Source organism: Tessaracoccus sp. MC1627, from assembly GCF_014164725.1.
GTDB lineage: Bacteria > Actinomycetota > Actinomycetes > Propionibacteriales > Propionibacteriaceae > Arachnia.
This window is the reverse complement of the sequence record NZ_JACJGA010000002.1, coordinates 176,317-198,939: the sequence shown is the minus strand read 5'-3', so window position 1 is coordinate 198,939 and position 22,623 is coordinate 176,317. Positions and strand designations below refer to the sequence as shown.

Here is a 22,623-nt window from a genome sequence, read left to right as displayed (position 1 = left end):
GACGGTTCGCTCAGGCGAACCCGAGCAGCGCCCCGACGCGTGCCGCGATGGCGCCGGCCAGCTCGTCGCGCGTGGCCCTGGCGTCGAGCACGAGGTAGCGCTCCGGATCCTGAGCGGCCAGATCGAGGAAGAAGTGGCGGGCGCGGCGGTGGAGGGCGATCCCCGCCCCCTCGAGGCGGTCCTTCTCGGAGAGCCCTTCCACGGCATCCGAGGGATCCGCGTCCAGCAGGACGGTCAGATGCGGCCTCAGCCCGTCGACGGCCCACCATGCGATCCGCGCCACATCCTCGATGTCCAGGGCCCGACCAGCCCCCTGGTAGGCGATCATCGAGTCCACGTAGCGGTCGCAGACCACCGTCTCTCCCCGCTCCAGCGCGGGTGCGATCAGCTCGTGCACGTGTTGGGCCTTGTCCGCCGCGTAGATCAGTGCCTCCGCGCGGGCGTCCACATGGCCCATCGCCGGGTCCAGCACCAGTCGGCGGAGCTCGTTGCCCACCTGGGTCCCGCCGGGTTGGCGGGTCGTCAGGTGCGGCGCCTCCCGCTGTGTCAGCCAGGCCGACAGGCGTTCCACCTGGGTGGTCTTGCCCACCGCGTCGCCGCCCTCGAAGACGATGAACGCGCCCGTCACCGCTTCTTCGCCTGCTTCTTCTTGGCTCGCAGCATCAGCTTCCGGGCCTCTAAGACGCGCGCCGGCCAGCGCTCGATGAACGCCTCGCGTCGCGCCTTGACCAGGGCGCGTTTGCGTTCGGCGTCCCGGCCGAGGGCGAACGCCTGAGCCGCGCTCAACCCGTCGAGGGCGGGATCTCCAGCGAACGTGCCCAGCGCGCACCCGCGCAGCTCCTGCGTCACGTCCGCGAGCCGGCGCAGAATGCGGGTCACCACCTTCGGGAACAGGGGGGCAGCCACCCCCACCACCACCTCGAGCTGCTCGGCGGCGCGCAGCGCTCCCTGCCACTGGTCATCCGGAGAGTCCGCTGTGAGGGAGCGGCACCGGTCGGCCAGGATGAGGGTGGCCTGCTCAGCGCGGTGGTACAGCTGCTCACCCGCCTGCTTGTGCGCCAGGTCTCCCAGCCTGGGTGCCCGGGCGGCCCCCACCAGGGCGTCGATGACATCCAGCAGCGGGCTCTCCGCCTCTGCCGGCGATGAGTACGGCAGTCCGGCGAGCGAGCGCTCCGTGGCCTCGCGCCACGAGGGCTCGAGCACCGGTGCCAGCCCGCGGAGGTCGCGTCCGAACGCCCAGAGGCGGGCGTTGACATCGCCCAGGTCTTCCAACGAGGTGGCTCTGCGCGCCAGATCCGCCCGCACGATGCCCTGAAGATGCTCGGCGAAGAGCGAGCTGACGTACTCCTCCAGGGACGGGTCCGGGCGCGTCTCCCGCGGCCGCGGGAAGCTCGTCAGTCCCGTTGCGGGCGCACCCAGCCGCTGCGCGACGGTGGGGTACTGGTCCACGACGGTGGCGTTGACCGCCATCGCCGCACTGACGAGGAACTCGCGCTGCTGACCGGTCAGATGCTCAGTCGGGGTGATGGTGATCTCGCGGTAGCGGGCGGTGGTGATGCCGCTGCGACGGATCCTCACCCGCTCGTCCCGGACGACGGCGGCGACCTGGCCCTCGCTGGTGCGCAGCGCCCATTCGTCGCGCTCGCAGTGCAACGCGGCCAAAGGGCCCAGGACCCCCCTCCGCGTGAGGGGCCGGATCAGGCGCGCGTAGTGCTCCGGCAGGTCCCCGGAGGCGCCCAGCGGCTCCACCTGTTCAGCGGGGAGGTGTGGCGCCCAGCCCTGAGCCGCGAGGTACCACTCCCCGGTGCCCTCGATCACCCGGTGCGCCACGATCACCCCCGCCCGCAGCAGACGGGCGTCGTCGACGTCGAGGATGGTGACGTCCATGGTGTAGGACGCGGCCGGCCGGCGCAGGATCCTCGGCATGCCCACCGCCTCTGAGGTTAGCCGCGGCGGATCCGAACTGAAGGGGGCCTCCAGCCTGAGCACGGAGCGACGCTTCTTAGCCATGCGCCAACCCTAGTGTCCTGCGCCAGAAACTCGCTGCGATTGACGGCGCCCCAGCGGCGCCTCGCCGCGTTCTCCTCGCTCGACGAACAACCAAGTGCTACTTCGCTCGTCGGCCTTGCGATCCATCCCCTGGGACACCGCCACCCATCAACGAACTTCTGGCGCAGGACACTAGTGGCGGCGAAGCGGTCACGCCTTCTTCGCGGTGCGGGCGGCGGGCTTCCTGGCCGCGGTCTTCGCGGCGGGCTTCCTGGCCGCCGGGGCCCGCTTCGGGGCAGGCTTCTTCGCGGGTCCCTTCGCACGCTTCTCGGCGATCATCTCGAACGCGCGCTCGGGCGTGATCGCCTCCGGGTCGTCGTCGCGGCGCAGGGTGGCGTTGGTCTCCCCGTCGGTGACGTAGGGGCCGAACCGGCCCGACTTGAGCACCACGGGCTTGCCGGAGACCGGATCCGCCCCGAACTCCTTCAGGGGCGCCGCCGCCGCGGCACGTCCGCGGGTCTTGGGCTGCGCGTAGATGGCGAGGGCCTCCTCCAGCGTGATGCCGAAGATCTGATCCTCGCTGGCCAGCGAGCGGGAGTCCGTGCCGCGCTTCAGGTAGGGGCCGTAGCGGCCGTTCTGGGCGGTGATCTCCACCCCGTCGGCGTCCGCACCCACCACGCGGGGCAGGCTCATCAGCTTCAAGGCCGTGGGGAGGTCCATGGAGTCCAGCGACATGGACTGGAACAGCGAGCCAGTGCGGGGCTTGGCGGACTTGGGGGCGTCCTCCGGGAGGACCTCGGTGACGTACGGGCCGTAGCGCCCGTTCTTGGCCACGATCAGGTTTCCGGAGGCCTCGTCCACGCCCAGCTCGCGCTCCTCGTCGAGTGGCTTACTCAGCAGTTCCTCCGCCACCTCGACGGTCAGACCGTCCGGGGCCAGGTCGTCGGGGACGTTGGCCCGGCGGCCGTCCGACGACTCAACGTAGGTCCCGTAGCGGCCCACCCGCACGTCGATACCCGAGTCACGCAACGGGAACGTGGAGAGCGCACGGGCGTCGATCTCCCCCAGCTCGGTCACCAGCGTCTCCAGGCCGTGGTGCGCGCTGCCCTCAGGCCCGCGGTAGAACTCCGAGAGCACCGTGAGCCGCTTGGCCTTCCCAGAGGCGATCTCGTCGAGCTGATCCTCCAGCTGCGCGGTGAAGGCGTAGTCCACCAGCTCGGAGAAATGCTCCTCCAGAAGCCTGGTGACGGCGAACGCCAGCCACGTCGGCACCAGGGCGGAGCCCTTCTTGAAGACGTAATCGCGGGCCGTGATGGTGCGGATGATGGAGGCGTAAGTGGAGGGGCGGCCGATCTCCAGCTCCTCCAGCTTCGCCACCAGCGACGGCTCGGTGTAGCGCGCGGGCGGACGGGTCTCGTGGCCCGCCGCCTCCACCCTGGCGACCTCCAGCCCCTGGCCCTGCGTCAGGATGGGGAGGCGCGTCTGCTGATCATCAGAGGCGGACTCGTCGTCGACCCCCTGCACGTAGGCCTTGAGGAAGCCCGGGAAGGTGATGGTGCGCCCCGACGCGACCAGACCACCGGTGGTCACCTCCGAGCCCCCCACGACGGTGGGGGCGAAGGACGCGTCAATGCGGATGGTGAGCGACTCGCCCTTGGCATCGGCCATCTGGGAGGCCAGGGTGCGGCGCCAGATGAGCTGATAGAGGCGGAAGGTGTCCCCGACGAGGCCGGTCTGGTCCGGGTGGCGGAATGTGTCGCCCGCGGGACGGATAGCCTCGTGGGCCTCCTGGGCGTTCTTGACCTTCGAGGTGTAGACCCGGGGCTGCGCGGGGAGGTACCTCTCGCCGAAGAGCTCCTTGACCTGGGCGCGCGCGGCCGCGATGGCCTGCCCTGCCAGCGTCACGGAGTCCGTTCGCATGTAGGTGATAAAGCCCTTCTCGTAGAGCTCCTGGGCCACCGACATGGCGCGCTGGGCCGTGAACCCGAGCTTGCGGCCGGCCTCCTGCTGCAGCGTGGTGGTACGGAACGGCTCGTACGGCTTGCGCGTGTAGGGCTTCGCCTCGACCGCCCCCACCGTGACGGATGAGGCGCGGAGAGCGTCCGCGAGGGCCCGGGCGGACGCCTCGTCGAGGACGAGGACGTCCTGGGCCGTCAGCCGGCCCTCCGCGTCGAAGTCGCGGCCCTGTGCCACCCGCACTCCCCCGACGGTGGCGAGCCGGGCCGGAAAGTTGCGGGGGTCCGCGTCCGGTCCGGCGTCGAGGTGGGTGTCGAGATCCCAGTAGGACGCGGGAACAAAGGCGATGCGCTCACGCTCCCGATCGACGACGAGCCTCGTGGCCACAGACTGCACGCGGCCCGCCGAGAGCCTCGGCATGACCTTCTTCCACAGCACGGGAGAGACCTCGTAGCCGTAGAGCCGGTCCAGGATGCGTCGGGTTTCCTGCGCGTCGACCAGGTCGACGTCGAGCTCCCGGGGATTGGTGACCGCCTCCTCGATGGCGGACCTGGTGATCTCGTGGAACACCATCCGCTTGACCGGCACCTTCGGCTTCAGCTCGTCCATGAGGTGCCACGCGATGGCCTCGCCCTCGCGGTCACCGTCGGTAGCCAGCAGGAGTTCATCGACTCCGGCGAGCTTGGCCTTCAGGTCCTTCATGGTGGAGCGTTTGTCCGGCGAGACCACGTAGATGGCACGGAAGTCGTTGTCCACGTCCACGCCGGTGCGCGCCCACTTCTCGCCCTTGTACTTGGCGGGCACCTCGGCGGCCGACGTGGGGAGGTCGCGGACGTGGCCTCGGCTGGACTCGACGATGTAGTCGGAGCCGAGGAAACCGGCGATCTTTGTCGCCTTCGTCGGCGACTCGACGATCACGAGACGCTTGGCAGCCATGGGTGATTCAGCCCTCCGGTCGGGAAACTCTCCGAACAATAGCCTGTGCTGTCAACGTGGCCCGAGCCTCGGGTGTCGCGGCGGGGGCCCGTCAGCCGCGCGGGGCCTGCCCGCCGTCGGGACGCAGCAGCTGGTCCAGCAGCGCGACGCGCACCTCGGGCACGACGGCCGCGGCCAGTTCGGCGGCGTCCAGATCCAGCACCTGCGCCACGGCGCTGATCACCTGACCCAGCGTCAGGTCGCCGTCGAGGGATCCCAGGACGGCGGACAGAGCCGTGTCCGTCTTGATCGCCCTGCGGAGCCCCCCACGCTGCCGGAAGACGATGTGCTCGGGGTGCTCCGCCCCCGGGGAACCGATGGTCTCCTCGTCGACGCCCACCAGCCGGGGAGAGGTCTCGAGGAGCTCGCCGAGCGGGAGTGTCGCGGCGGTGACCGCCTCGGCGTGCCGGGCGAACACGTCCCCGACCGGCTGGGCGACGGCGTGGGGCCAGCTCTCGCACCGGACGTGCGGCTCGGCACGCTCCGCGCGGGTCACCAGGATCCAGCCCATGCCGACGGCCCTGATGCCGAGCCTCTCGAAGTAGTCCAGCCACTCGTTGTAGGCCGCGCGCCACCGGGGCGAGCCGGACAGCCCTGCGTCGGTCAGCCACATCTCGATGTAGGAGAAGATGTCGAGGCGCTCGCGCTCGATCACCCAGGCGTCGCACCCTTCCGGCACCCACCCGGCCAGCCGTTCCTCCCAGGGATCCTCGAGGATGGCCCAGTTGGTCAGCAGCTGGAGGCTCCCTCCGGGGTTGAGGTGCGCAGCAGCCCCACGGACCAGCTGCTCCACCAGCGAGTCACCCTCGAAGTTGGTCTCCCGGTAGGCCAGGGTGCTGGCCTCCTCGCTGGGTGGGCTCATCACGAACGGCGGATTGGACACGATCAGGTCGAAGCGCTCGCCGGACACCGGCTCGTACAGCGACCCCTCACGGATGTCCACCACAACCTCGTTGAGAGCGGCGGTGAGGCGGGCCAGCTCAAGGGCCCGGGGGTTCACGTCGGTGGCCACCACGCGCGGGGCGTGCCGGGCGAGATGGAGGGACTGGACCGCGCACCCCGTCCCCAGGTCAAGGACGGAGCCGACGGTGCGGCGCATCGTGAGCTGGGCCAGCGTGGTCGACGCCGGCGAGACGCCGAGCACATAGTCCGGCCGGGTGGGCTCGGTCCGCCCGTCCATTCCGGGCGTCGGATCGGCCACGATCCACCCCGTCGCACCGTCGTCGGGAGAACCGTAGGGCCGGATGTCGACCCCGGCCCTGATGCCGTCCGCATCGCGCGCCAGGTACCCGGCGTCGAGGAGCGGTGTCAGGTCCAACGCGGCGCGCACCTGCGGCTCCGGGAGCACCTGCTGGAGGATGAACAGTCTGATCAGCGTCGCCAGCGGATCCGTGGCCTCGCCCAGGGCCACGTCGGCCGGAACCGTGCAGTTGCGGCCGAGGCCGGCCTGCCCCTCCTCGCCGATCCTGTCCAGGACGGCGTCGACGGTGAATCGGGCCGCCCGCAGGCTGGAACGGAGCGCGGTGGCGTCGAGAGGCATGCCGCCATCCTAGGGAACCGCTTACGCCATCGGCTGGAGCCGGCGTCGAGGCCCGCTGGCCCGGGGCCGCAGCCCCGGCCTCATCCGGCTGATGTCCTCAACCCCCTCCCGGAGGCCGATGAAGGCCACCGCCGCGTACGCGAGTGCCGCCCCGGTGACAGCCGCCCCGGTGGCGTTGATCCACCGGCCAGTGGCCACAGCCACCCCGACCGAGACGACGCACCAGAGCGTCATCACCCAGATGGAGAGGACCGCCCAGGCCGGGGCCGCCGTGCGGCCGCTCACCTTGGGGGTTCGGCCGAAGGGGATCCGTTTGCCGGTGAGACCCTGGTGGATGGACTTGAACACCCCGGCCAGGTGCACCGGGACCAGCATCAGGTTCAGCGCGAACACCCGTCCCATGTCGGTGGTCCGGTACCCGCTCAGCACGAGGTCGCGTGCGTAGAGGACGAAGTACGGTGCAGAGATCAGCGGAAGCCAGAGGCTGCGCAGCTCGTCGCCGCCCAGCGGGAGGAACAGGAGGGCCAGGAGCCCAAGGCTTCCCGTGGCGATGGAGGTGAGGTAGTGCATCCTGATCAGGAACGCGGGCACCGCCAGCCGGTCGAGGGGTCTCGCGAGCAGCCGCCGGAGCGCCTTGGGGGCGATGAGCAGCCCCCCGTTCGCCCATCGGCTGCGCTGGATGGCCAATGAGCCGAAGTCCGGTGGGGTGGCGCTCCAGGCGAGCCTCTGGGGGACGTTGTGCAGGTCCCATCCACGCTCGGCGAGGTCCAAGGTGGACTCCGTGTCCTCGATCACGGTCCGGTCCTGGATGTAGCGCGCGATGGTATGGCCGCGCTCGGTGTCCTCGGCCCGGATGTCCATCAGCGCCTCCTTGCGCAGCAGCGCGTTGGCCCCCACCCAGAACGTCGCCCCGCACCACGTGAATCCCTGGTGCACGATGTATTGGATGTCGGTGGTGGCGCCGGCGATCCGCTCCAGCAGTCCGGTTGCCCCGGGGATGGCGGTGTAGGGGGTCTGGACCACGGCCAGACGCTCGTTGCCGGGCGCGGCGAACGTGGCCGATAGGCGCAGCGCATACTCCGGGTCGAGCAGACTGTCCGCGTCCAGCGTGAGGACGAAGGAAGCGTCCGGGACCGGCAGGCCACGACCTGCCTCGACGCGTTCCAGCCACAGGCCCTGTGCCCCCTCGACCTCCCTGACGTTGGAGCCGAGGAGGTCGATGTAGGCGTTGAGGTTGGCCGCCTTGTTGGGCTCGTGGGTGAGGTTGGCGTAGCGCTTTCGCTGGAAGGCGGACACCTCGCACGTGTAGGCCGCCAGAAGCCGGCCGAACTCGCGCAGGATCCCGGCCCTGGACCAGCCGCGGGGATCCCGGTCGGCCAGCATCCTCAGGCGCTCCTCCAGGAGCTGGGCCTGCCGCCGCCAGGTCACCTCCACGAAGTGGGCGTCGGTGTGGTCCGCGATCACCTCGAGCGCGGCCCGGTGGCGCGCCCAGCTGGCGAGCGAGTCCAGGGTGCGCAGCAGGGCCCCGGGCCCGTGCGGCTCCTCCCCCTCCGAGGCGAGGAAGCCGGTGTACCCGACCTCAACTATCCCTCTCGCCTCTGCCAGAGTGGCAGTGACCTCCTCCGGGACGCGCAGCCCGGCGGCGAGCAGCTCTCTGCTCTCGTCGTCGGCCGGCTGGGGCGGGTCATCGAGGAGCAGCGCCACCCGGAGTTTGGGGTGATGCTGGAACACGGCCGAGGTGAGGGTCTGACGGATGGTCCGCTGATCCTCCTTGAACGAGGGGACCAGCACGACGATGGGCTCCGCGTCCTCCCAGCTCTCCTCGATGAGCGCACCGAACGACGGGGCCTCGTGTGCCTGCGTCCGCAGCAGGTAGCCGAGTCGTGAGACCTGGTAGACCACATTGCCGGACACCAGCACGGTCAGGACCACCACCAGTGCGCCGAGCCTCAGAACCGTGAGTACCCGCCAATCGTCGGCGCGCGCGACCACGAGCAGGTCGAGGCTGAGCATGACCGCGGCCACCGCGGTGAGGACCATCATGGCCACGGTGAGGAGGACCTCGCCGCGTGCATCCGGGCGCGGCGAATCGGGTTGGGCAGCCAATGTTGACCTCCGTGGGGGGTAGGGGCCAGCGGGGGTCGATTCACCCCAACGCAGGATCCCCGCCTACCCGTACTCCCCACAGCCCTCCAAAGTCTGGCCAACGACGTCGGGGCGCCACTCTCACCCGGCCGACCAGCCACCCGTACGGTCAGCCGCGGCCACCCCGTCGGCCAGTTCCAGCCCTCCGACCGTCCAGTTGACCTGGACCCGGAGGCCCGGAAGGTCACGAGACCGAGTCGGTGGCCCCCTGCCAGAGGTTGACGCCCTCGACGCCTGCGTGCCGGTCGATGGCCGCGAGCTCCTCGGCGGTGAAGTCCATCTTCGCCAGGGCCGAGAGATTGTCGTCCAGTTGCCGTACCGACGATGCGCCGAGGACTACGGAGGTGACCGACGCGTCACCCTGGTCTCGCAGCGCCCAGGCGATGGCCATCTGCGCCAGGCTCTGCCCGCGGCCCTGAGCAATGTGATTGAGCGACCGGAGATGGGCGATGTTGTCCTCGGTGAGCAGGTCTGAGCCAAGCGACTTGCCTTGCGCGGCCCGCGAGTCTGCGGGGATGCCGTCGAGGTAGCGGTCGGTCAGCATGCCCTGCGCCAGCGGCGAGAAGGCGATGACGCCCATGCCCGCGTCGCGACAGGCCTCCAACAGGGAAGGCTCTCCCTCCTCGACCCACCGGTTGAGCACGGAGTACGACGGCTGATGGATCACCAGCGGCGTGCCGAGGGCGCGGGCGATCTCCTGGGCCTTCGCAGTGAGCGCCGCCGAGTAGGACGAGATCCCCGCGTACAGCGCCTTGCCGGAGCGCACGGCCTGGTCCAGCGCGGCCATCGTCTCCTCCAGCGGCGTCTCCGGATCCGGGCGGTGGTGATAGAAGATGTCCACGTACTCCAGGCGCATGCGCCGCAGCGAGTCGTCCAGCGAGCTCAGCAGGTACTTCCGGGACCCCCCGAAGCCGTAGGGGCCGGGCCACATGTCCCATCCGGCCTTGGACGAGATCACGAGCTCGTGCCGGTACGGGGTGAAGTCCTCCGTCATGATCCGACCGAAGTTGGTCTCTGAAGCGCCGTAGGGAGGACCGTAGTTGTTGGCGAGATCGAAGTGCGTCACCCCGCGGTCGAAGGCCCGGCGCAGAATGTCGCGTTGAGTCTGGACCGGTTTGTCGTCGCCGAAGTTGTGCCAGAGCCCCAACGAAATGGCCGGGAGCTTGAGCCCCGAAGTCCCGAGGCGGCGGTACGGCATGGACGTGTAGCGGTCATCCGCGGCGATGTAGGTCATGCCTCGCACTGTATCGCCGCGCGGGTGGGCCCGAGGGTGTCGCGGATCTGCTCCTGCTACGCCTCGCCTCAGCCGCACCCACCGCCCTCAGGTGCCCGCGGTGGCGGACCTCACAAGCTCGCCGGGAAGCCCCGGCAGCGGCGGCTCCAGGCGGGCCCGGATCCCCACTTCCACCACGATGGAGCGGCCCCCGCCTCGCACGTGGCACTCGGCGAGGTCCGCCTCGTTGCGCGCGGCCGCCTCCTCCGCCGCAGGGCACGGCAGCCGGCCTGAGACCGCCGCGCTGACGGCCGCGAGCGCAGCCAGCTCAGCCGACTGCTCCGCTCTCCGTGCGATGAAGAACCACTGGATGAGGACCGCCGCGGCCATGAAGGCGCTGACCAGGACGAGGCAGAGGCCGGCCACCAGCACCGACCCGGCAGCCCCCCGATCGTCGCGGCGGCGCATCACGGACCCGACCCGGGTTCGTAGGCCGCCCAGGAGGTGGCAGCGACCTCGACAGGCCCGATACCGGGCACCGCCACGGCCATCGTGACGGTGGCGGTCACGCCGTCGCTTCCCCGCCGCACGTCGATCACCGCTCCCTCGGGTGCCCGCGTGCGCGCTTCGCGGAGGGCCGCCTCATCGGACCTCGCCGCTTGGCGGGCGAGCTGCGCGCTGGACTCGGAGACCGTGGCCTGCGCCACGCCCAGCAGCGAGAGCCCCGCGAGGCAGGTGGCCAGGACGGCCACCGTGAGAAGGCCGATGGCGAGCTCGACTGTGACCATGGCGCGCTCACCCCGCCGGGATCTTCGCATGCTGGTCATGGGAGCCGGGCTCAGCCCTTGGCCATGTGGGTGAAGACGTTGACCACCCAGTCGAAGAGCGTCTTGTAGAACTGGTTGTCGCCGAAGATGCGCAGCAGCACCAGGGCGACGGTGGCCGCGGCCAGCAGCCCGAGCGCGTACTCGACGGTGGTGAGTCCGCGCTGGGCCAGGGTTCGGGCCCGGGCCGAGCGCGTGGGAACGAGGTGAGCCATGGGAGGCGTCCTTTCGGTGCGCCGGCTGCCTGTCAGCCGGTCACCCCCTTGTTCGGAAGCAGCCTCCGGCGTTTCCCGGGCACGGGCAAGGGGTGTGGACGACGGCAACGGACAACACCAATGCCTGTGCACAACGGAAGGCGGGCCTCAGTCGAGGATGAGACGAAGGAGCTCGGCGGCGTCGGACTTGTTGAGGACCTGGTTGGCGTTTCCGCACTTGGGGGAAACGACGCAGGCGGGGCAGCCGGACTCGCAGGTGCACCGCTCCAGCCGGTCCAGGGTGGCGCGCAGCCAGTCCTCCGCGACGTCGAACCCCCGATGCGCGAAACCGGCCCCACCGGCCATCCCGTCGTGCACGAACACCGTGGCCAGGCCCGTGTCCGGGTGGAGGGCCGTGCTGACCCCTCCGATGTCCCACCGGTCGCAGGGCGCGAAGGCGGGCAGGAGCCCGATGGCCGTGTGTTCCATGGCATGCACGGCGGCGCCCGTCTGCAGCTCCGCCCAGCCGAGCCGTCTGGCCAGGGACTGCGGCACGGTCCACCACACGGCCTGGGTGGTCATTCTGTGCCGGGGAAGGTCCAGCGGTGTCGAGTCCCACACCTCGTGGGTGATCTCGTCGCGCCGAAGGTAGCCGATCACCTGGGAATCCAACCGCACGTCTCCGCGGGACACCTGGGTGGCGCCCAGGGCGCGGCGCTCCACTTCGGCGACGATCTGGATGTCGAACGACGCCTGGGCCTGGGTGTAATAGGTGGGTCTGGCCTGGACGACCAGCGCCTGATGCTCCTCCAGGTCCAGTTCCTCGACGGTGAACGCCTCACCCTGGTGCAGGTACACGGCCCCCGGATGCACCGTGCGATCGGCGGCCGCCACGTCGATGACGCCCAGTACCCGGCCGGTGTGACGTTCGATGATGTCCACTGGACGCTGTGCCGTGGCGCGCAGGTTGATGAAATCCACGGCCCTGTCGGGGCGAGTCCAGTAGAAGCGGTCCCTCCTGTGCCGCAGCACGCCCTGGTCCGCGAGGGCGCGGGCAAGCGCCGGGACGGTGGGCCCGAACCACTGCTCGTCTGCGTCCGAGAGGGGGAGCTCCTGTGCTGCCGCCGCCAGGTGGGGTCCCAGCACCCGAGGGTTCTCCGGGTGAAGCACAGCCCGCTCCACCGGGGCGTCGAACACGAGCTCCGGGTGCTCCACGAGGTAGGCGTCGAGCGGATCCTCGCGGGCCAGAAGCACGACGAGGGCATCCTGACCGCGCCTGCCCGCCCGACCCGCCTGTTGCCAGAACGACGACAGTTTCCCTGGGTAGCCCGACACCAGCACCGCGTCCATGCCCGCGACATCGACCCCGAGCTCCAGGGCGTTGGTGCTGGCGAGGCCTCGCAGCTCGCCCGATTGAAGGTCCGCCTCCAAGGTGCGGCGATCCGCGGCGAGGTAGCCGCCCCGGTAGGACGCGATCCTGGCGGGCTCCCGCGATAGCTCCTGGGCGGCCAGCGACACCAGCTCCGCTCCCTGCCGGGAGGCGACGAACGCGATGGTCTGCGCTTCGTGGTCCGTGAGCTGGGCCAGGAGCTCCGCGGTGTCCGCTCGCAGCGACGACCCTGGACGCCACAACACCGCGGTCCTGCGGCCGCTCGGGGAGGAGTCCTGCCCGATGACCTCAACGCATTCGGCGCCGATGAGAGTCTCCGCGAACACGCCCGCGCTGGGGGCGGTGGCTGAGGACAGCGCCACCACCGGGTCAGCGCCGTACTGGGCCGCCAACCGCCGGAGCCGCCTGATCACCTGCGCGACGTGGGCACCGAAGACACCCTGATAACGGTGCGCCTCGTCCACGACGATGTAGCGCAGCGACCCGAGGAACGAGGCCCACCGCTGATGGTTGGGCAGCACGGAGAAGTGCAGCATGTCAGGGTTGGTCAGGACGAAATCAGCGTGGTCACGGGCGAACCGGCGCTCGGCCACGTCAGAGTCCCCGTCCAGGGTGCTGATTCGCCAGCGGGCCGGCCCCAGCGCGGTTGCCGCCCGGGCTTGATCGTGTGCCAGCGCCTTGGTGGGGGCCAGATACAGGGCCGTGTGGCGCGATCCGGTGAGCCGCGCCCGGGTGGAGTCCACCGCGACGCCGAGCCTGCCTTCCGCGGTGGCGGCGACGATGGGCAGCAGGTACCCGAGCGTCTTGCCTGACCCTGTCGGGGTGCACACGATGGCGTGCCTGCCGGCGAACAGCGCCTCGGCGAACTGGCTCTGGTGGCGCCATGGAGCCGGAATGCCGGCCTCCTCGATCCGGGAGACGGCCGACGCTGAGATCCACTCGGGCCAGGGCGCCGTGCAGCCGGGCATGGGGTCTCGGTGCCGGACCGCCACCGCCTCGTCCCTGCCGAGCACCCAGTCGTACTTCACACCCCCACTGTGCCAGCGCCCCCCGACAATCCCTCATTTCCGCAAGGCCGGATCATGGCTCCTGCCCACCGGGCGGGAGTACAGTGGAAACAGCAAGGAGGCGGGGACGATGCGCCGGTCACTGGACCTGTGCGGGCCCGTCCACCACCGGGCACGGCCCGGGGCGGCCGGGCTGCTGATTGTCGCCCTTGCGCTCGTCGGCTGCGGGGTCCCGCCTGGCACCCCTGCCGATCCAACCCCCACCCCCTCCAGCCGGATCAGCACGGCCTCACCCGCGTCACGCACCCCAACCATGAAGCCGTCAGCGCCGGTTGAGTCTCCGACCGCACCCCCGGCCGAGAGCCTGCCGACGACGCCCGACCCACCGGACACCAGCGCGCCTGTGAGCACCTCGACACCGACACCGGCGGCGTCCACGATCCCCCCAGCGCCGAGGACCTCCACCCCCGCTCCGGCCACGGCGCCGCCACCGACAACGACCAGTAGCACCACCGCACCCGCCGCTGGGCTCGTCCAGCTGTGGGCAGGGATGGACATCGAGGCGTTCCCCACTGAGCGGAAGGTGGTGGCACTGACCTTCGACGGGGGCGCCTCGGCCCAGGGGGTCGCGTCCATCCTGGACACGCTCGCCACCCGCGACGTGGCCGCCACGTTCTTCGTCACCGGCGCCTTCGCCCGCGCCTACCCGCAGCAGGTGACCGCGATGGACCGTGCCGGGCATCCTGTGGGAAACCACAGCAACACCCACCCCTACTTCACGCAGATCACCAACGAGGCCATCCGGGCGGAGTTGGCAGCCGCGGAGCGGGACATCTCCGCGCTGACCGGCACCACGACGAAGCCCCTGTTCCGGTTCCCGTTCGGCGACGTGGCGCCCCTCGACATCCGTGTGGTCAACGAGGCGGGCTACATCCCGATTCGCTGGACGGTGGACACCCTCGGCTGGAAGGGAACCAGCGAAGGGATCACCACGGCCATCATCCGCCAGCGGATCCTGGATCGCCTGCGCCCCGGGCAGATCGTTCTGATGCACGTGGGGGCAAACCCGTCCGACAGCTCGACCCTGGACGCGGACGCGCTGCCCGGGATCATCGACGACCTCCGGGCCCGTGGCTACAGCTTCACCACGGTGCCGGACCTGTTGGACGACGGCCGCTGAACTCACCCGAAGAAGCTCTGCATCAGGCTGGCGATGATCGGCACCACACCCACAGCCATGAACGCCGGGAGGAAGCAGGCCATGAGCGGCACCACCGACCTCACGCCGACGGTCCGGGCGCGCCGTGCAGCGGCGTCCCTGTGCTCTTGTCGGGCGTCCTCCGCATGGTCTCGGAGGACTCCTGCCAGTGCGGTGCCGGCGTGCTCTGCCCTGATCACGTCCACAGCCACGCGTCCCCACACCGGGTGAGATCTCAGGCTCTCCCACGCGGCGGGGCCGGCTCGTCCCAGGGCGAGCTGAGCGGCGACCTCCTGCAGCAGGTGTTGGGTGGCCGACGGCGACACCCTGGCCACCTCGCCGACCGCGTGAGCGGTGGGGAGACCGGCGTCCATGCACACCGCCAGGAAGTCGAGCGCGTCCGGCATCTCACGGGCGAGCATGGACCAGTCCGGCCGCGGCGCGGCGAACCCAAGGCCAAGCGTTGCCACAAGAGCCACGCCGCCACCGAGGACCACCCCACCCCATCCCTCCACCACCACCGCAGCCAGGAGCCCCGCCGCCGCCCCGACGGCGACACGCTGCCCCCCGGGTGGCGCCCCAACCCGCCCCGGGAGAACGAGGAGCCGCTCGGCACGGCCGCCCCGCAGGCTGATCAGGCGGCCCGCAGGGAAGGGCACCACCACCCACGCGGCGATTGCGGCCATGGCTGCGGCCAGCGCGATGCTGCTCACCGACGCCCCCGCCCATGCCGGGCGCCCGTCCTGGCCAGGCTCTCCACCCAGATCACGCCGGCGGAAGTGAGCGCCACACCTGCCAGGACCAGCCACTGCCCGAGTGGCTCGGTCAACAGGTAGTCCAGCGTGTTGACGCCTGAGACCAGCCCCAAGCCCATCGCCAGGAACGGCAGCGTGGCCATGATGTGGCCACTGGTGCGTGCGGCGGACAACTCCGTCGCCACCACCGCGTCGAGCTGACGCTGCCGCCGCAAGGTCTCCGCGACCCGCCCCAACACCTCCGCGATGGGGGCTCCCGTGCGCTCGCTCAGCTGCCAGGCTGCGGCCACGGCACGTAATCCGGCCCGCCCAGGACCATCGGCCGCCCGATCCAGCTCGCGCCCCACATCTGAGCCCAGGCGGGCTGCGGCAGCGGCCGAAGCCAGGACGGAGAAGTCTCTGGCGGCTTCCGCCAGGGCAACGCGGGGAATGTTGCCCGAACGCATCATCGACGACAGGGCCCGAGCCGCCTGGGCACACTCATCGGCAGCCCTGACCTCCTCGCGCCGTGCCTGGCGACCGTACTCCAGCCACCCGAGCGTGGATACCGCCACAGCCACGGCCACCATCCACACCACAGGTCTGGTGCCGAGCACCAGCCATCCGGCTCCCAGAGCCGCCGCACCCCCCAGTGCACCGACGGCGAGATGTCCGTTGCCGCGCGCCACCCTGGGCGGCCGGAGCCTGCCGGCCACCGCGGTGGGCGGCGGTCCGACAACAAGGGCGGCCGCCAGCCCGGCCATGAGGGCCGCTGTCAGCACGGACCCACCGCCAACCGCAGGAGATGGGCACCCTCGCCGTGGCTCACACCGGAGGAGGACAGGGTGGCGGCGGGCAGCACGTCCACCCGCCCGTCCTCCCTGCGCCGGAAGACCCCGATCTGCGCCACCCGTCGCCGCCCGCCCGGGTCCCTGACGACGTGGATGACCAACTTCAACGCCGCCGCCACCTGAGCGTGGCAGGCCTCCCGCCCCATGCCACCGAGGGCCGCCAAGGCCTCAAGCCGCGCCGGGACATCCTGGATCGAGTTCGCGTGGATAGTGCCACAGCCGCCCTCGTGCCCCGTGTTGAGAGCCGTGAGCAGGTCCGTCAGCTCAGCCCCGCGCACCTCGCCGAGCACCACCCTGTCCGGCCTCATGCGCAACGCCTGCCGGACCAACGTGGTCAATGTGATGGCGCCGGTCCCCTCAGCGTTGGCGGGCCTGGCCTCCAGGCGCACGCAGTGGGGGTGGTCTGGGACGAGCTCGCGCGCGTCCTCCACCAGGACCACGCGCTCGGTGTGTGGGATCAGCCCCACCATGGCGGCCAGCAGCGTGGTCTTGCCGGAACCTGTTCCTCCTGAGACCAGAAACGGGACGCGTCGATCCACCACAGCCCGGAGCAGCGTGGCCCCGGCATCCGGGAGCGATCCCGCCTGCACCAGATCCTGGAGCGAGAAGCTGCGGGCTGCCGGGACACGCAACGAGATGCAGGTGCCGGGAGCTGCCACGGGCGCCAGCACGGCGTGCAGCCGCACCCCGCTGGGGAGGCGTCCGTCCACGAAGGGGGTGGCGTCGTCCAGCCGACGGCCGGCCGCGGCCGCAAGCCGGATGGCGAGGCGGCGCACCTGCTCGTCGTCGACGAACGTGACCGGGGCGCGTTCCAGCCCTTGACCCGTATCCACGAACACGTCCCGGGGGCCGTTGACCACCACGTCCGAGACCCCCGGCCTGCCCAGGAGATCCTCCAGCGGGCCCGCCCCCACGCTGTGGCGTCTGAGGTCTGCGAGGACGTCATGGACCCCCGCGTCCGTCACAGCCACCCCCATGGCTCGGAGCGACACCACCACATCCAGCGGCGTGAAGGGCCGCCCCAGCGACGCCAACGACGCCTGAAGGCGGTCCAGTTCGATGTCAGGCATCGGGGAGGCCCTCGAGGATGGCGCCCACCTGCCGGGCGTACCGCCGGGCCGGCCCGGACACGGGCAGCAGTCCGAGTTCAGCCAGCCGAGGCAGCGCTCGGTGGTGGTCCATCCGGCCCAGGCTGGGCGCGCCGAGCGCCCGCGCCACCACCTGCTCGGGGAGGGAGCGCCCGGGGCCACGGCGCACGACGATAGACGTGGGGCGAAGCGCCTTCACCTCCGCCAGCATGCGCGCTGCTGCCACCGACCTGACATCCGCCCCCACCACCAACACCGTGTGATCTGCCGGAGTTGGCGACGGGTCGCGCCCGCAGTCCACCACGACCATCCGGTGGGACCGCGCCAGGGCGCCCATCACCGCTGCGACCGTCTCTCCCGACGGGACGGACGGCGCCTCCCTCGAGTGCGCCAGCAGCACCACTCCGCCCAGCGAGGGCAGGCTGCCCGCGAGGTCACCCAACTCGCCGCGGGCATGGCCCAGGTCCGACCACCTCATCCCTTCCACCGTCTCGCCTCCAGCGGCCAGATCCAGCCCCCCGCTGCAGGAGGCCAGATCCACCACGGCCGACGGCGTGCCACGGCGCCCCGCTGTGATGGCCAGCGACACCGCCAGGGTGCTGACCCCCAGGCCCCCCGCGGCGCCCACCAGCGCCACCGTCGTACCGCGGTGGAGCGCCTCGCCCGAGTTGCGCTTCAATGCATCCACGAGGCGACCCCCGACGTCTGGCAGGGGGATCACCGGCAGTTCCAGCTGGGCGGAGCAGCGGGTCAGCTCAGCAGGAGAGGTGCCCACCAGGAACGCCCGCCCCGGCGGCGCCGACGTCCAGCGGGCCGCCACCTCGGTGGAGAGGAACCGGAGCCTGGCGGCCGGCCACAGCGCTCTGGCCTCCTGGGCGTCCCGCGCCACGCGGAGCCCGACATCCATGGCCGCGGCGGCCACTTCAACCGCCTCGATGACGGCAGGGTCCCGGGAGCACAGCAACGTCGACGCAGTGGTGTCCATAGCCCCTTGTTCGCAAACTCCGGCCCCCGCGTCCCGCCCCATCCCGGGGCTGTGGACAACTGGTGCGGCGCGGTCTCCATCTCCCTCCCGTTACCCTTGGTGCGATCGCTGTACGAGAGGAACCCATGACCCGCGCCACCCTTCCCACCGAAGCCCTCGACTGGCTGGCGGTGTGGCACGGTGTGCGGGCCCTGGCTGTGGACCCCGAGCCACACCTGGCCAGGCGGCTGACCGACGCGGGGCATTCGCTGTTCGCCACGTCGGAGGACGCGCAGCGCATCGAGGGGCTGCGCCGGGTGCGTTCGGTCACGCCCATCATGGCTCGGCCCGAAGCGATCCCGACGGACCCGTTCACGTTCGAGGTGGTGCTGATCCACCAGGGGCTCCACCGCTACGACCTCACGCAGGCGCTCCCGCAGCTCGCCCGGGTGCTCCGCCCGGGTGGGTGTCTGAGCGCCTCGTACCTGGTGCGCGACGACTCGGTGCCCTGGGTCCGCCGCCTCGCCGCACTCCTGCGACGATTCGACCCCATGGCGATGAAGGGCGACTATGGCCACCACAGCCTCGACTTCCTGAGCTCCAGCAAGTACTTCCCCGAGGTTGAGCAGCGGGCATTCCGGGTCTGGCAGAGCGTCAGCCGCGACGACCTCGTGGGCCTGGTGAGGGCCCAACCCCTCGCGGCCAACCTGGATGCCGCGCAGCTCGGCCACCTTCTCGACCAGGTCTCTGAGCTCTACGACGGTGCGGTTCGCCCGGGCGAGAGCCTGCGGCTGCCCTTCCAGCTTCTGTGCTGGCGCGCCTGGGTGGATCACGAGGAGCTGACCGCCCCTGTTGTGCTTCCCGACCACGCCCTGGCCATTCAGCTGTGACCCGACGACGCGCCTGAACCGGCCCTCCCCCCGACGCACCGACGGTGACAACCACTAGGCTGGCCACTGCCGGAAGGAGCAACATGCCTATTGAGCCCAGCCACCCCCTGGTGGACATCAAGGATGCCGTCTCAGACTTCGTCGCCCGTGAATCCGAGTTGGCGGCAGCCGAGCTCAAGCCCGCCGCCAAGGCTGCCGGGATCGGCGCCGGGCTCTTCGCCGGGGCCGCTGTATTCGCGTTCCACGCCGTCTGGATGCTGGTGATCCTGATCGCGCTCGCGCTCGGCCTCCTGCTGCACGCGGTGACGCCGCTGGGACCGTGGTCGTCCTTCACCCTGGGGTTCCTGGCCAGCGTGCTCTTCTCGCTGGTCGTCGCCCTGGTGCTGGTGATCCTCGGCCGCAACAAGTTCCGCCAGGTGAAGAAGCCTGACGCCACCATCGCCGAGGCCAAGGCCACACTCGACGCGGTGGTTGCGACCATCGCGTCGCGCACGAAGAGCGCTGACGTGGTGATCAAGCCCGACGATCTCCCTCGCTTCCGCGACGCGGATCTCGACAGCACGTTCGGGCGTCCCTAGGAGCCTGCTGAACAATCGTGGCTCGGCTGCGGCGCACCGGATCGGGCGATCCGGCACCCCTCCATCTGGATATGGACGCCTAGCGCCGAGTGTCGCCCAGCCTGCAGACATGGCAGGCTGGGCCTCATGACCAAGTGGGAATACTTCGTGGCGCCAATCCTCTCGCACGTGGCGCAGCAGCTGCTCAACAACTTCGGGGCGGACGGCTGGGAGCTCATCCAGCTCGCCCCCGGGCCCAACCCGGACACGCTCGTCGGATACTTCAAGCGCCCCCAGCAGTGAGCGGGACCTCTGCGACGCAGCGGCTGACCGAGCTGGGCATCGACCTCCCGCCGGTTGCAGCACCCGTGGCCGCCTACGTGCCTGCCACGCTGGTGGGCAACCAGGTGTGGACCTCTGGCCAGCTGCCCAGCGTCGACGGGCGGCTGATCGCCACCGGCAAGCTCGGAGGCGAGGTGGACCAGGAGACAGGCGTGCAGGCCGCCCGGCTGGCCGCGCTCAACGCCCTGGCAGCGGCAGCCGAGGTGGCCGGCGGGGTGGACCACATCCGCCGCGTGCTCAAGGTGGTGGTGTTCGTCTCCAGCGAGCCGGGCTTCACCGCCCAACCGGCGGTGGCCAACGGCGCCTCGGCCCTGTTCGGTGAGGTGTTCGGCGAGGCGGGCGCACACGTCCGATCGGCGGTCGGTGTCTCCGTGCTGCCGTTGGACGCCCCCGTCGAGGTCGAGCTGATCGTCGAGGTCTGATGGACCTGGCCTCGGCCGTCCACAGCGCGTTGGCGCAGGCCTATCCGGATGCCCGGTGCGAGCTGGACTACGCCACACCGTTCGAGCTCCTCGTCGCCACCGTGCTCTCCGCGCAGTCCACGGACAGACGCGTCAACACCGTGACCCCGCGCCTCTTCGCACGCTTCCCCACCCCGCTCGCCCTGGCCGAGGCGGACGCCGCTGATGTCGAGGAGATCATCCTCAGCGTGGGCTTCTTCCGCGCCAAGAGCGCGGCCATCATCGCTCTGGCGCGCCGCATCGTCGACGAGTTCGACGGCCGCGTCCCGAACACTCTTGCCGAGCTGATCACGCTGCCCGGCGTCGGCAGGAAGACCGCGAACGTGGTGCTGGGCAACGCCTTCGGGATCCCCGGGGTCACTCCGGACACCCACCTGATCCGCGTCTCGGGGCGCCTGGGGTGGACCGGGAGCACCAAGCCGGACGCGGTGGAGCGTGATGTCGCCGCCCTCTTCGCGCCGGAGGACTGGGTGATGCTGTGCCACCGGGTGATCTGGCACGGGCGGCGCTGCTGCCACGCCCGGCGGCCCGCGTGCGGCGCGTGCCCCGTTCGCGGGCTATGCCCCAGCAACGGGATCGGCGAGCAGGATCCCGCCGTCGCCGCCCAGCTGATCCGCGAGCCGCGCGGGTAATCTCAGCATCGTGATCGCACGCCTTCTCGCCCTCGTCGCCGCGACGCTCGCGCTGGCTGCGTGCTCCCCGACGGCCGAGCCCTCGCAGCCGCCCACCTCGGCACCGGCGGACCTCGCGTCGCTCAGGGTGGAGTACGGCCTCCCGGACTGCCCGGTGACCGACCCCGCGACACTCCAGGTGGCCGACGGACTACCGCAGACCCAGCTGACCTGCCTGGGCAGCGACGCCGTCGTCAATCTGGCCGGACTTGAGCGGAAGCCCACCGTCGTGAACCTGTGGGCCCAGTGGTGCGGGCCCTGCCGCGAGGAATCGCCCTACCTGAGGGCGGGCCTCGCCGAGCTCGACGGGGTGGCCTTCGTCGGCGTCAACTACAACGACCCCAGGCCGGAGTGGGCCATCGAGTTCGCTGGGCTTGTCGGGTGGAGATATCCGCATGTGATCGACGCCGACAAGTCCCTTCAGGTGCCCCTGCGGGTGCCGGGCCTGCCCACCACGTACTTTGTCGACGCCGACGGCAGGATCGTCGGCGTCCACGCGGGGCCCTTCGAATCCACCGAGCAACTTCTCACGATGGCCGACGACTACCTGGGGGTGCGGTGAGGCATCCAGAGACGTTCGAGGCCCTCTGCCACGCCCTGGTCCGGGGGCCTGCTGCGCGTGAGATAGACGTGCACCGCACCCCACGAGGCGAGCGCGCTGCCGCGGTGCTGATGCTGTTCACCGATGAGCAGGACCCGTCGCTCACCTTCGTGACCCGGGCCGAGACGATGCGCCGTCACGCCGGCCAGATCGCCCTGCCAGGGGGCGCCGTCGACGCGACGGACCGGGACCGGCGCCACACGGCGTTGAGGGAGGCCAACGAGGAGATCGGCCTGGCCGCAGAACACGTCACCGTGCTGGGCGAATTGCCACCGCTGTGGGTCCCTGCCTCCGGCTATGACGTGACGACGGTGGTGGCGGTATGGCCCGGCGGGCACCGGTTGGCGCCCCGCGACCCGGCCGAGACCGGCGCCGTGCACGCCTTCGGCGTCTCCGCCCTGTCATCGGCGGAGGTCCGGTTGACGGGTCATCACCCGAGCGGCTTCGAGGGGCCGGCGTTCGTGCTCGGCGATCAGTTCATCTGGGGCCTGACCGCGCACCTGGTGGACTGGGTGCTTGAGTTGGGCGGCTGGGCCAAACCCTGGAACCGTGGCCGGGTCGCCGACATCCCGGCCCGCTACATGCGCGATTGAGAGACGCCGACGGCGCACGGCAGGGCCGTGCGCCGTCGCCAGAACTTCAGATCTGGCGGGTGGGTAACACTGAGATGTGTGCCCCCGGGGTGTCATGGTGCTCGACGAGCACGTCGTGCCACGAGTCGATGTCAGGGCGCGAGCGGAGGAGAGCGCGTCGCTCCCGCTCCGTCATCCCGCCCCACACGCCCCACTCGATGCGGTTGTCCAGCGCCTCGGCCAGGCACTCGGATCGGACCGGACACCCGACGCATACCGATCTCGCGCGCTTCTGGTCCTTGCCTTCCGGAAATAGTGCGTCAGCCATTTCGCGGCACTTGGCATGGAGCGTCCATTCGCTCACTTCAGCCAGGGACATCAGCTGCCCTCCCTTGCGCAGTCACTGTCAGATGACATGCACGCTAGCGCATCGGCGGCACTCCGCAACAGGGGTATCCGAC

The 22,623-nt window shown here is 70.7% G+C and carries 23 protein-coding genes; 8 read left to right on the top strand and 15 right to left on the bottom strand.

The window, feature by feature from the left end; genetic code table 11:
* Positions 1–10: 10 nt before the first annotated feature.
* From tmk to H5399_RS05990, 10 genes are all read right to left on the bottom strand, one after another.
* Positions 11–628 carry a dTMP kinase gene (tmk, locus tag H5399_RS06035; RefSeq protein WP_370585692.1) on the bottom strand — a complete coding sequence of 206 codons (618 nt, stop codon included), beginning with the start codon at positions 626–628 and terminating at the stop codon, positions 11–13.
* Positions 625–2,010 (bottom strand): hypothetical protein, encoded by a 1,386-nt coding sequence (locus H5399_RS06030; RefSeq protein ID WP_182782132.1) that lies wholly within the window; start codon positions 2,008–2,010, stop codon positions 625–627. Before H5399_RS06030 ends, tmk begins: the two co-directional genes overlap by 4 nt.
* 189 nt (positions 2,011–2,199) lie before the next feature.
* A complete protein-coding gene (topA, locus tag H5399_RS06025; RefSeq protein WP_182782131.1) occupies positions 2,200–4,881 on the bottom strand; it encodes a type I DNA topoisomerase in 2,682 nt (893 codons plus the stop codon).
* Positions 4,882–4,972: 91 nt separating this feature from the next.
* Complete coding sequence (locus tag H5399_RS06020) at positions 4,973–6,460, bottom strand: methyltransferase (protein ID WP_182782130.1); 1,488 nt, start codon at positions 6,458–6,460, stop codon at positions 4,973–4,975.
* A gap of 21 nt (positions 6,461–6,481) precedes the next feature.
* Positions 6,482–8,566, bottom strand: a complete 2,085-nt coding sequence (locus H5399_RS06015; RefSeq protein ID WP_182782129.1) for a glycosyltransferase family 2 protein — start codon at positions 8,564–8,566, stop codon at positions 6,482–6,484.
* Positions 8,567–8,789: 223 nt separating this feature from the next.
* Positions 8,790–9,839, bottom strand: coding sequence for an L-glyceraldehyde 3-phosphate reductase (gene mgrA, locus H5399_RS06010; protein ID WP_182782128.1), 1,050 nt, complete (start codon positions 9,837–9,839; stop codon positions 8,790–8,792).
* 87 nt (positions 9,840–9,926) lie between these two features.
* Positions 9,927–10,286 carry an Rv3654c family TadE-like protein gene (locus H5399_RS06005; RefSeq protein ID WP_182782127.1) on the bottom strand — a complete coding sequence of 120 codons (360 nt, stop codon included), beginning with the start codon at positions 10,284–10,286 and terminating at the stop codon, positions 9,927–9,929.
* The gene (locus tag H5399_RS06000) at positions 10,286–10,636 is read right to left on the bottom strand and encodes a TadE family type IV pilus minor pilin (protein ID WP_182782126.1); all 351 of its coding nucleotides are present in this window, start codon (positions 10,634–10,636) and stop codon (positions 10,286–10,288) included. The genes H5399_RS06005 and H5399_RS06000 overlap by 1 nt, the downstream gene beginning before the upstream one ends.
* Before the next feature lie 20 nt (positions 10,637–10,656).
* Positions 10,657–10,857 carry a DUF4244 domain-containing protein gene (locus H5399_RS05995; protein WP_182782125.1) on the bottom strand — a complete coding sequence of 67 codons (201 nt, stop codon included), beginning with the start codon at positions 10,855–10,857 and terminating at the stop codon, positions 10,657–10,659.
* 147 nt (positions 10,858–11,004) lie between these two features.
* Complete coding sequence (locus tag H5399_RS05990; RefSeq protein WP_182782124.1) at positions 11,005–13,254, bottom strand: DEAD/DEAH box helicase; 2,250 nt, start codon at positions 13,252–13,254, stop codon at positions 11,005–11,007.
* Positions 13,255–13,783: 529 nt separating this feature from the next.
* Here H5399_RS05990 and H5399_RS05985 point away from each other — a divergent pair.
* Entirely contained in the window at positions 13,784–14,413 is a 630-nt protein-coding gene (locus H5399_RS05985) for a polysaccharide deacetylase family protein (protein ID WP_182782121.1), read from the top strand.
* Between the two features lie 2 nt (positions 14,414–14,415).
* On the opposite strand, the gene H5399_RS18470 is transcribed toward H5399_RS05985, so the two are convergent.
* The 4 genes from H5399_RS18470 to ssd are packed head-to-tail and all read right to left on the bottom strand — an operon-like array spanning position 14,416 to position 18,089.
* Complete coding sequence (locus tag H5399_RS18470) at positions 14,416–15,144, bottom strand: type II secretion system F family protein (RefSeq protein ID WP_182782119.1); 729 nt, start codon at positions 15,142–15,144, stop codon at positions 14,416–14,418.
* Positions 15,141–15,947 (bottom strand): type II secretion system F family protein, encoded by an 807-nt coding sequence (locus tag H5399_RS05975; RefSeq protein ID WP_182782118.1) that lies wholly within the window; start codon positions 15,945–15,947, stop codon positions 15,141–15,143. Before H5399_RS05975 ends, H5399_RS18470 begins: the two co-directional genes overlap by 4 nt.
* Positions 15,941–17,086, bottom strand: coding sequence for a TadA family conjugal transfer-associated ATPase (locus H5399_RS05970; RefSeq protein ID WP_182782117.1), 1,146 nt, complete (start codon positions 17,084–17,086; stop codon positions 15,941–15,943). Before H5399_RS05970 ends, H5399_RS05975 begins: the two co-directional genes overlap by 7 nt.
* On the bottom strand, positions 17,079–18,089 hold the full coding sequence (gene ssd, locus H5399_RS05965; RefSeq protein WP_182782116.1) for a septum site-determining protein Ssd: 1,011 nt from the start codon (positions 18,087–18,089) through the stop codon (positions 17,079–17,081). Before ssd ends, H5399_RS05970 begins: the two co-directional genes overlap by 8 nt.
* A gap of 125 nt (positions 18,090–18,214) precedes the next feature.
* On the opposite strand from ssd, the gene H5399_RS05960 reads away from it, so the two are divergent.
* From H5399_RS05960 to H5399_RS05930, 7 genes are all read left to right on the top strand, one after another.
* Positions 18,215–18,958, top strand: coding sequence for a class I SAM-dependent methyltransferase (locus tag H5399_RS05960; protein WP_182782115.1), 744 nt, complete (start codon positions 18,215–18,217; stop codon positions 18,956–18,958).
* 83 nt (positions 18,959–19,041) lie between these two features.
* A complete protein-coding gene (locus H5399_RS05955) occupies positions 19,042–19,536 on the top strand; it encodes a phage holin family protein (protein WP_182782114.1) in 495 nt (164 codons plus the stop codon).
* A gap of 126 nt (positions 19,537–19,662) precedes the next feature.
* Entirely contained in the window at positions 19,663–19,818 is a 156-nt protein-coding gene (locus H5399_RS05950) for a hypothetical protein (RefSeq protein WP_182782113.1), read from the top strand.
* Entirely contained in the window at positions 19,815–20,279 is a 465-nt protein-coding gene (locus tag H5399_RS05945) for a RidA family protein (protein ID WP_182782112.1), read from the top strand. The genes H5399_RS05950 and H5399_RS05945 overlap by 4 nt, the downstream gene beginning before the upstream one ends.
* Entirely contained in the window at positions 20,279–20,950 is a 672-nt protein-coding gene (gene nth / locus H5399_RS05940) for an endonuclease III (protein ID WP_182782111.1), read from the top strand. Before H5399_RS05945 ends, nth begins: the two co-directional genes overlap by 1 nt.
* 10 nt (positions 20,951–20,960) lie before the next feature.
* A complete protein-coding gene (locus H5399_RS05935) occupies positions 20,961–21,551 on the top strand; it encodes a TlpA disulfide reductase family protein (protein ID WP_182782110.1) in 591 nt (196 codons plus the stop codon).
* Positions 21,548–22,183 (top strand): CoA pyrophosphatase, encoded by a 636-nt coding sequence (locus tag H5399_RS05930; protein ID WP_182782109.1) that lies wholly within the window; start codon positions 21,548–21,550, stop codon positions 22,181–22,183. The genes H5399_RS05935 and H5399_RS05930 overlap by 4 nt, the downstream gene beginning before the upstream one ends.
* Before the next feature lie 46 nt (positions 22,184–22,229).
* Here H5399_RS05930 and H5399_RS05925 read toward each other — a convergent pair whose 3' ends face one another.
* Positions 22,230–22,541, bottom strand: coding sequence for a WhiB family transcriptional regulator (locus H5399_RS05925; RefSeq protein WP_182782108.1), 312 nt, complete (start codon positions 22,539–22,541; stop codon positions 22,230–22,232).
* Positions 22,542–22,623: the final 82 nt, after the last annotated feature.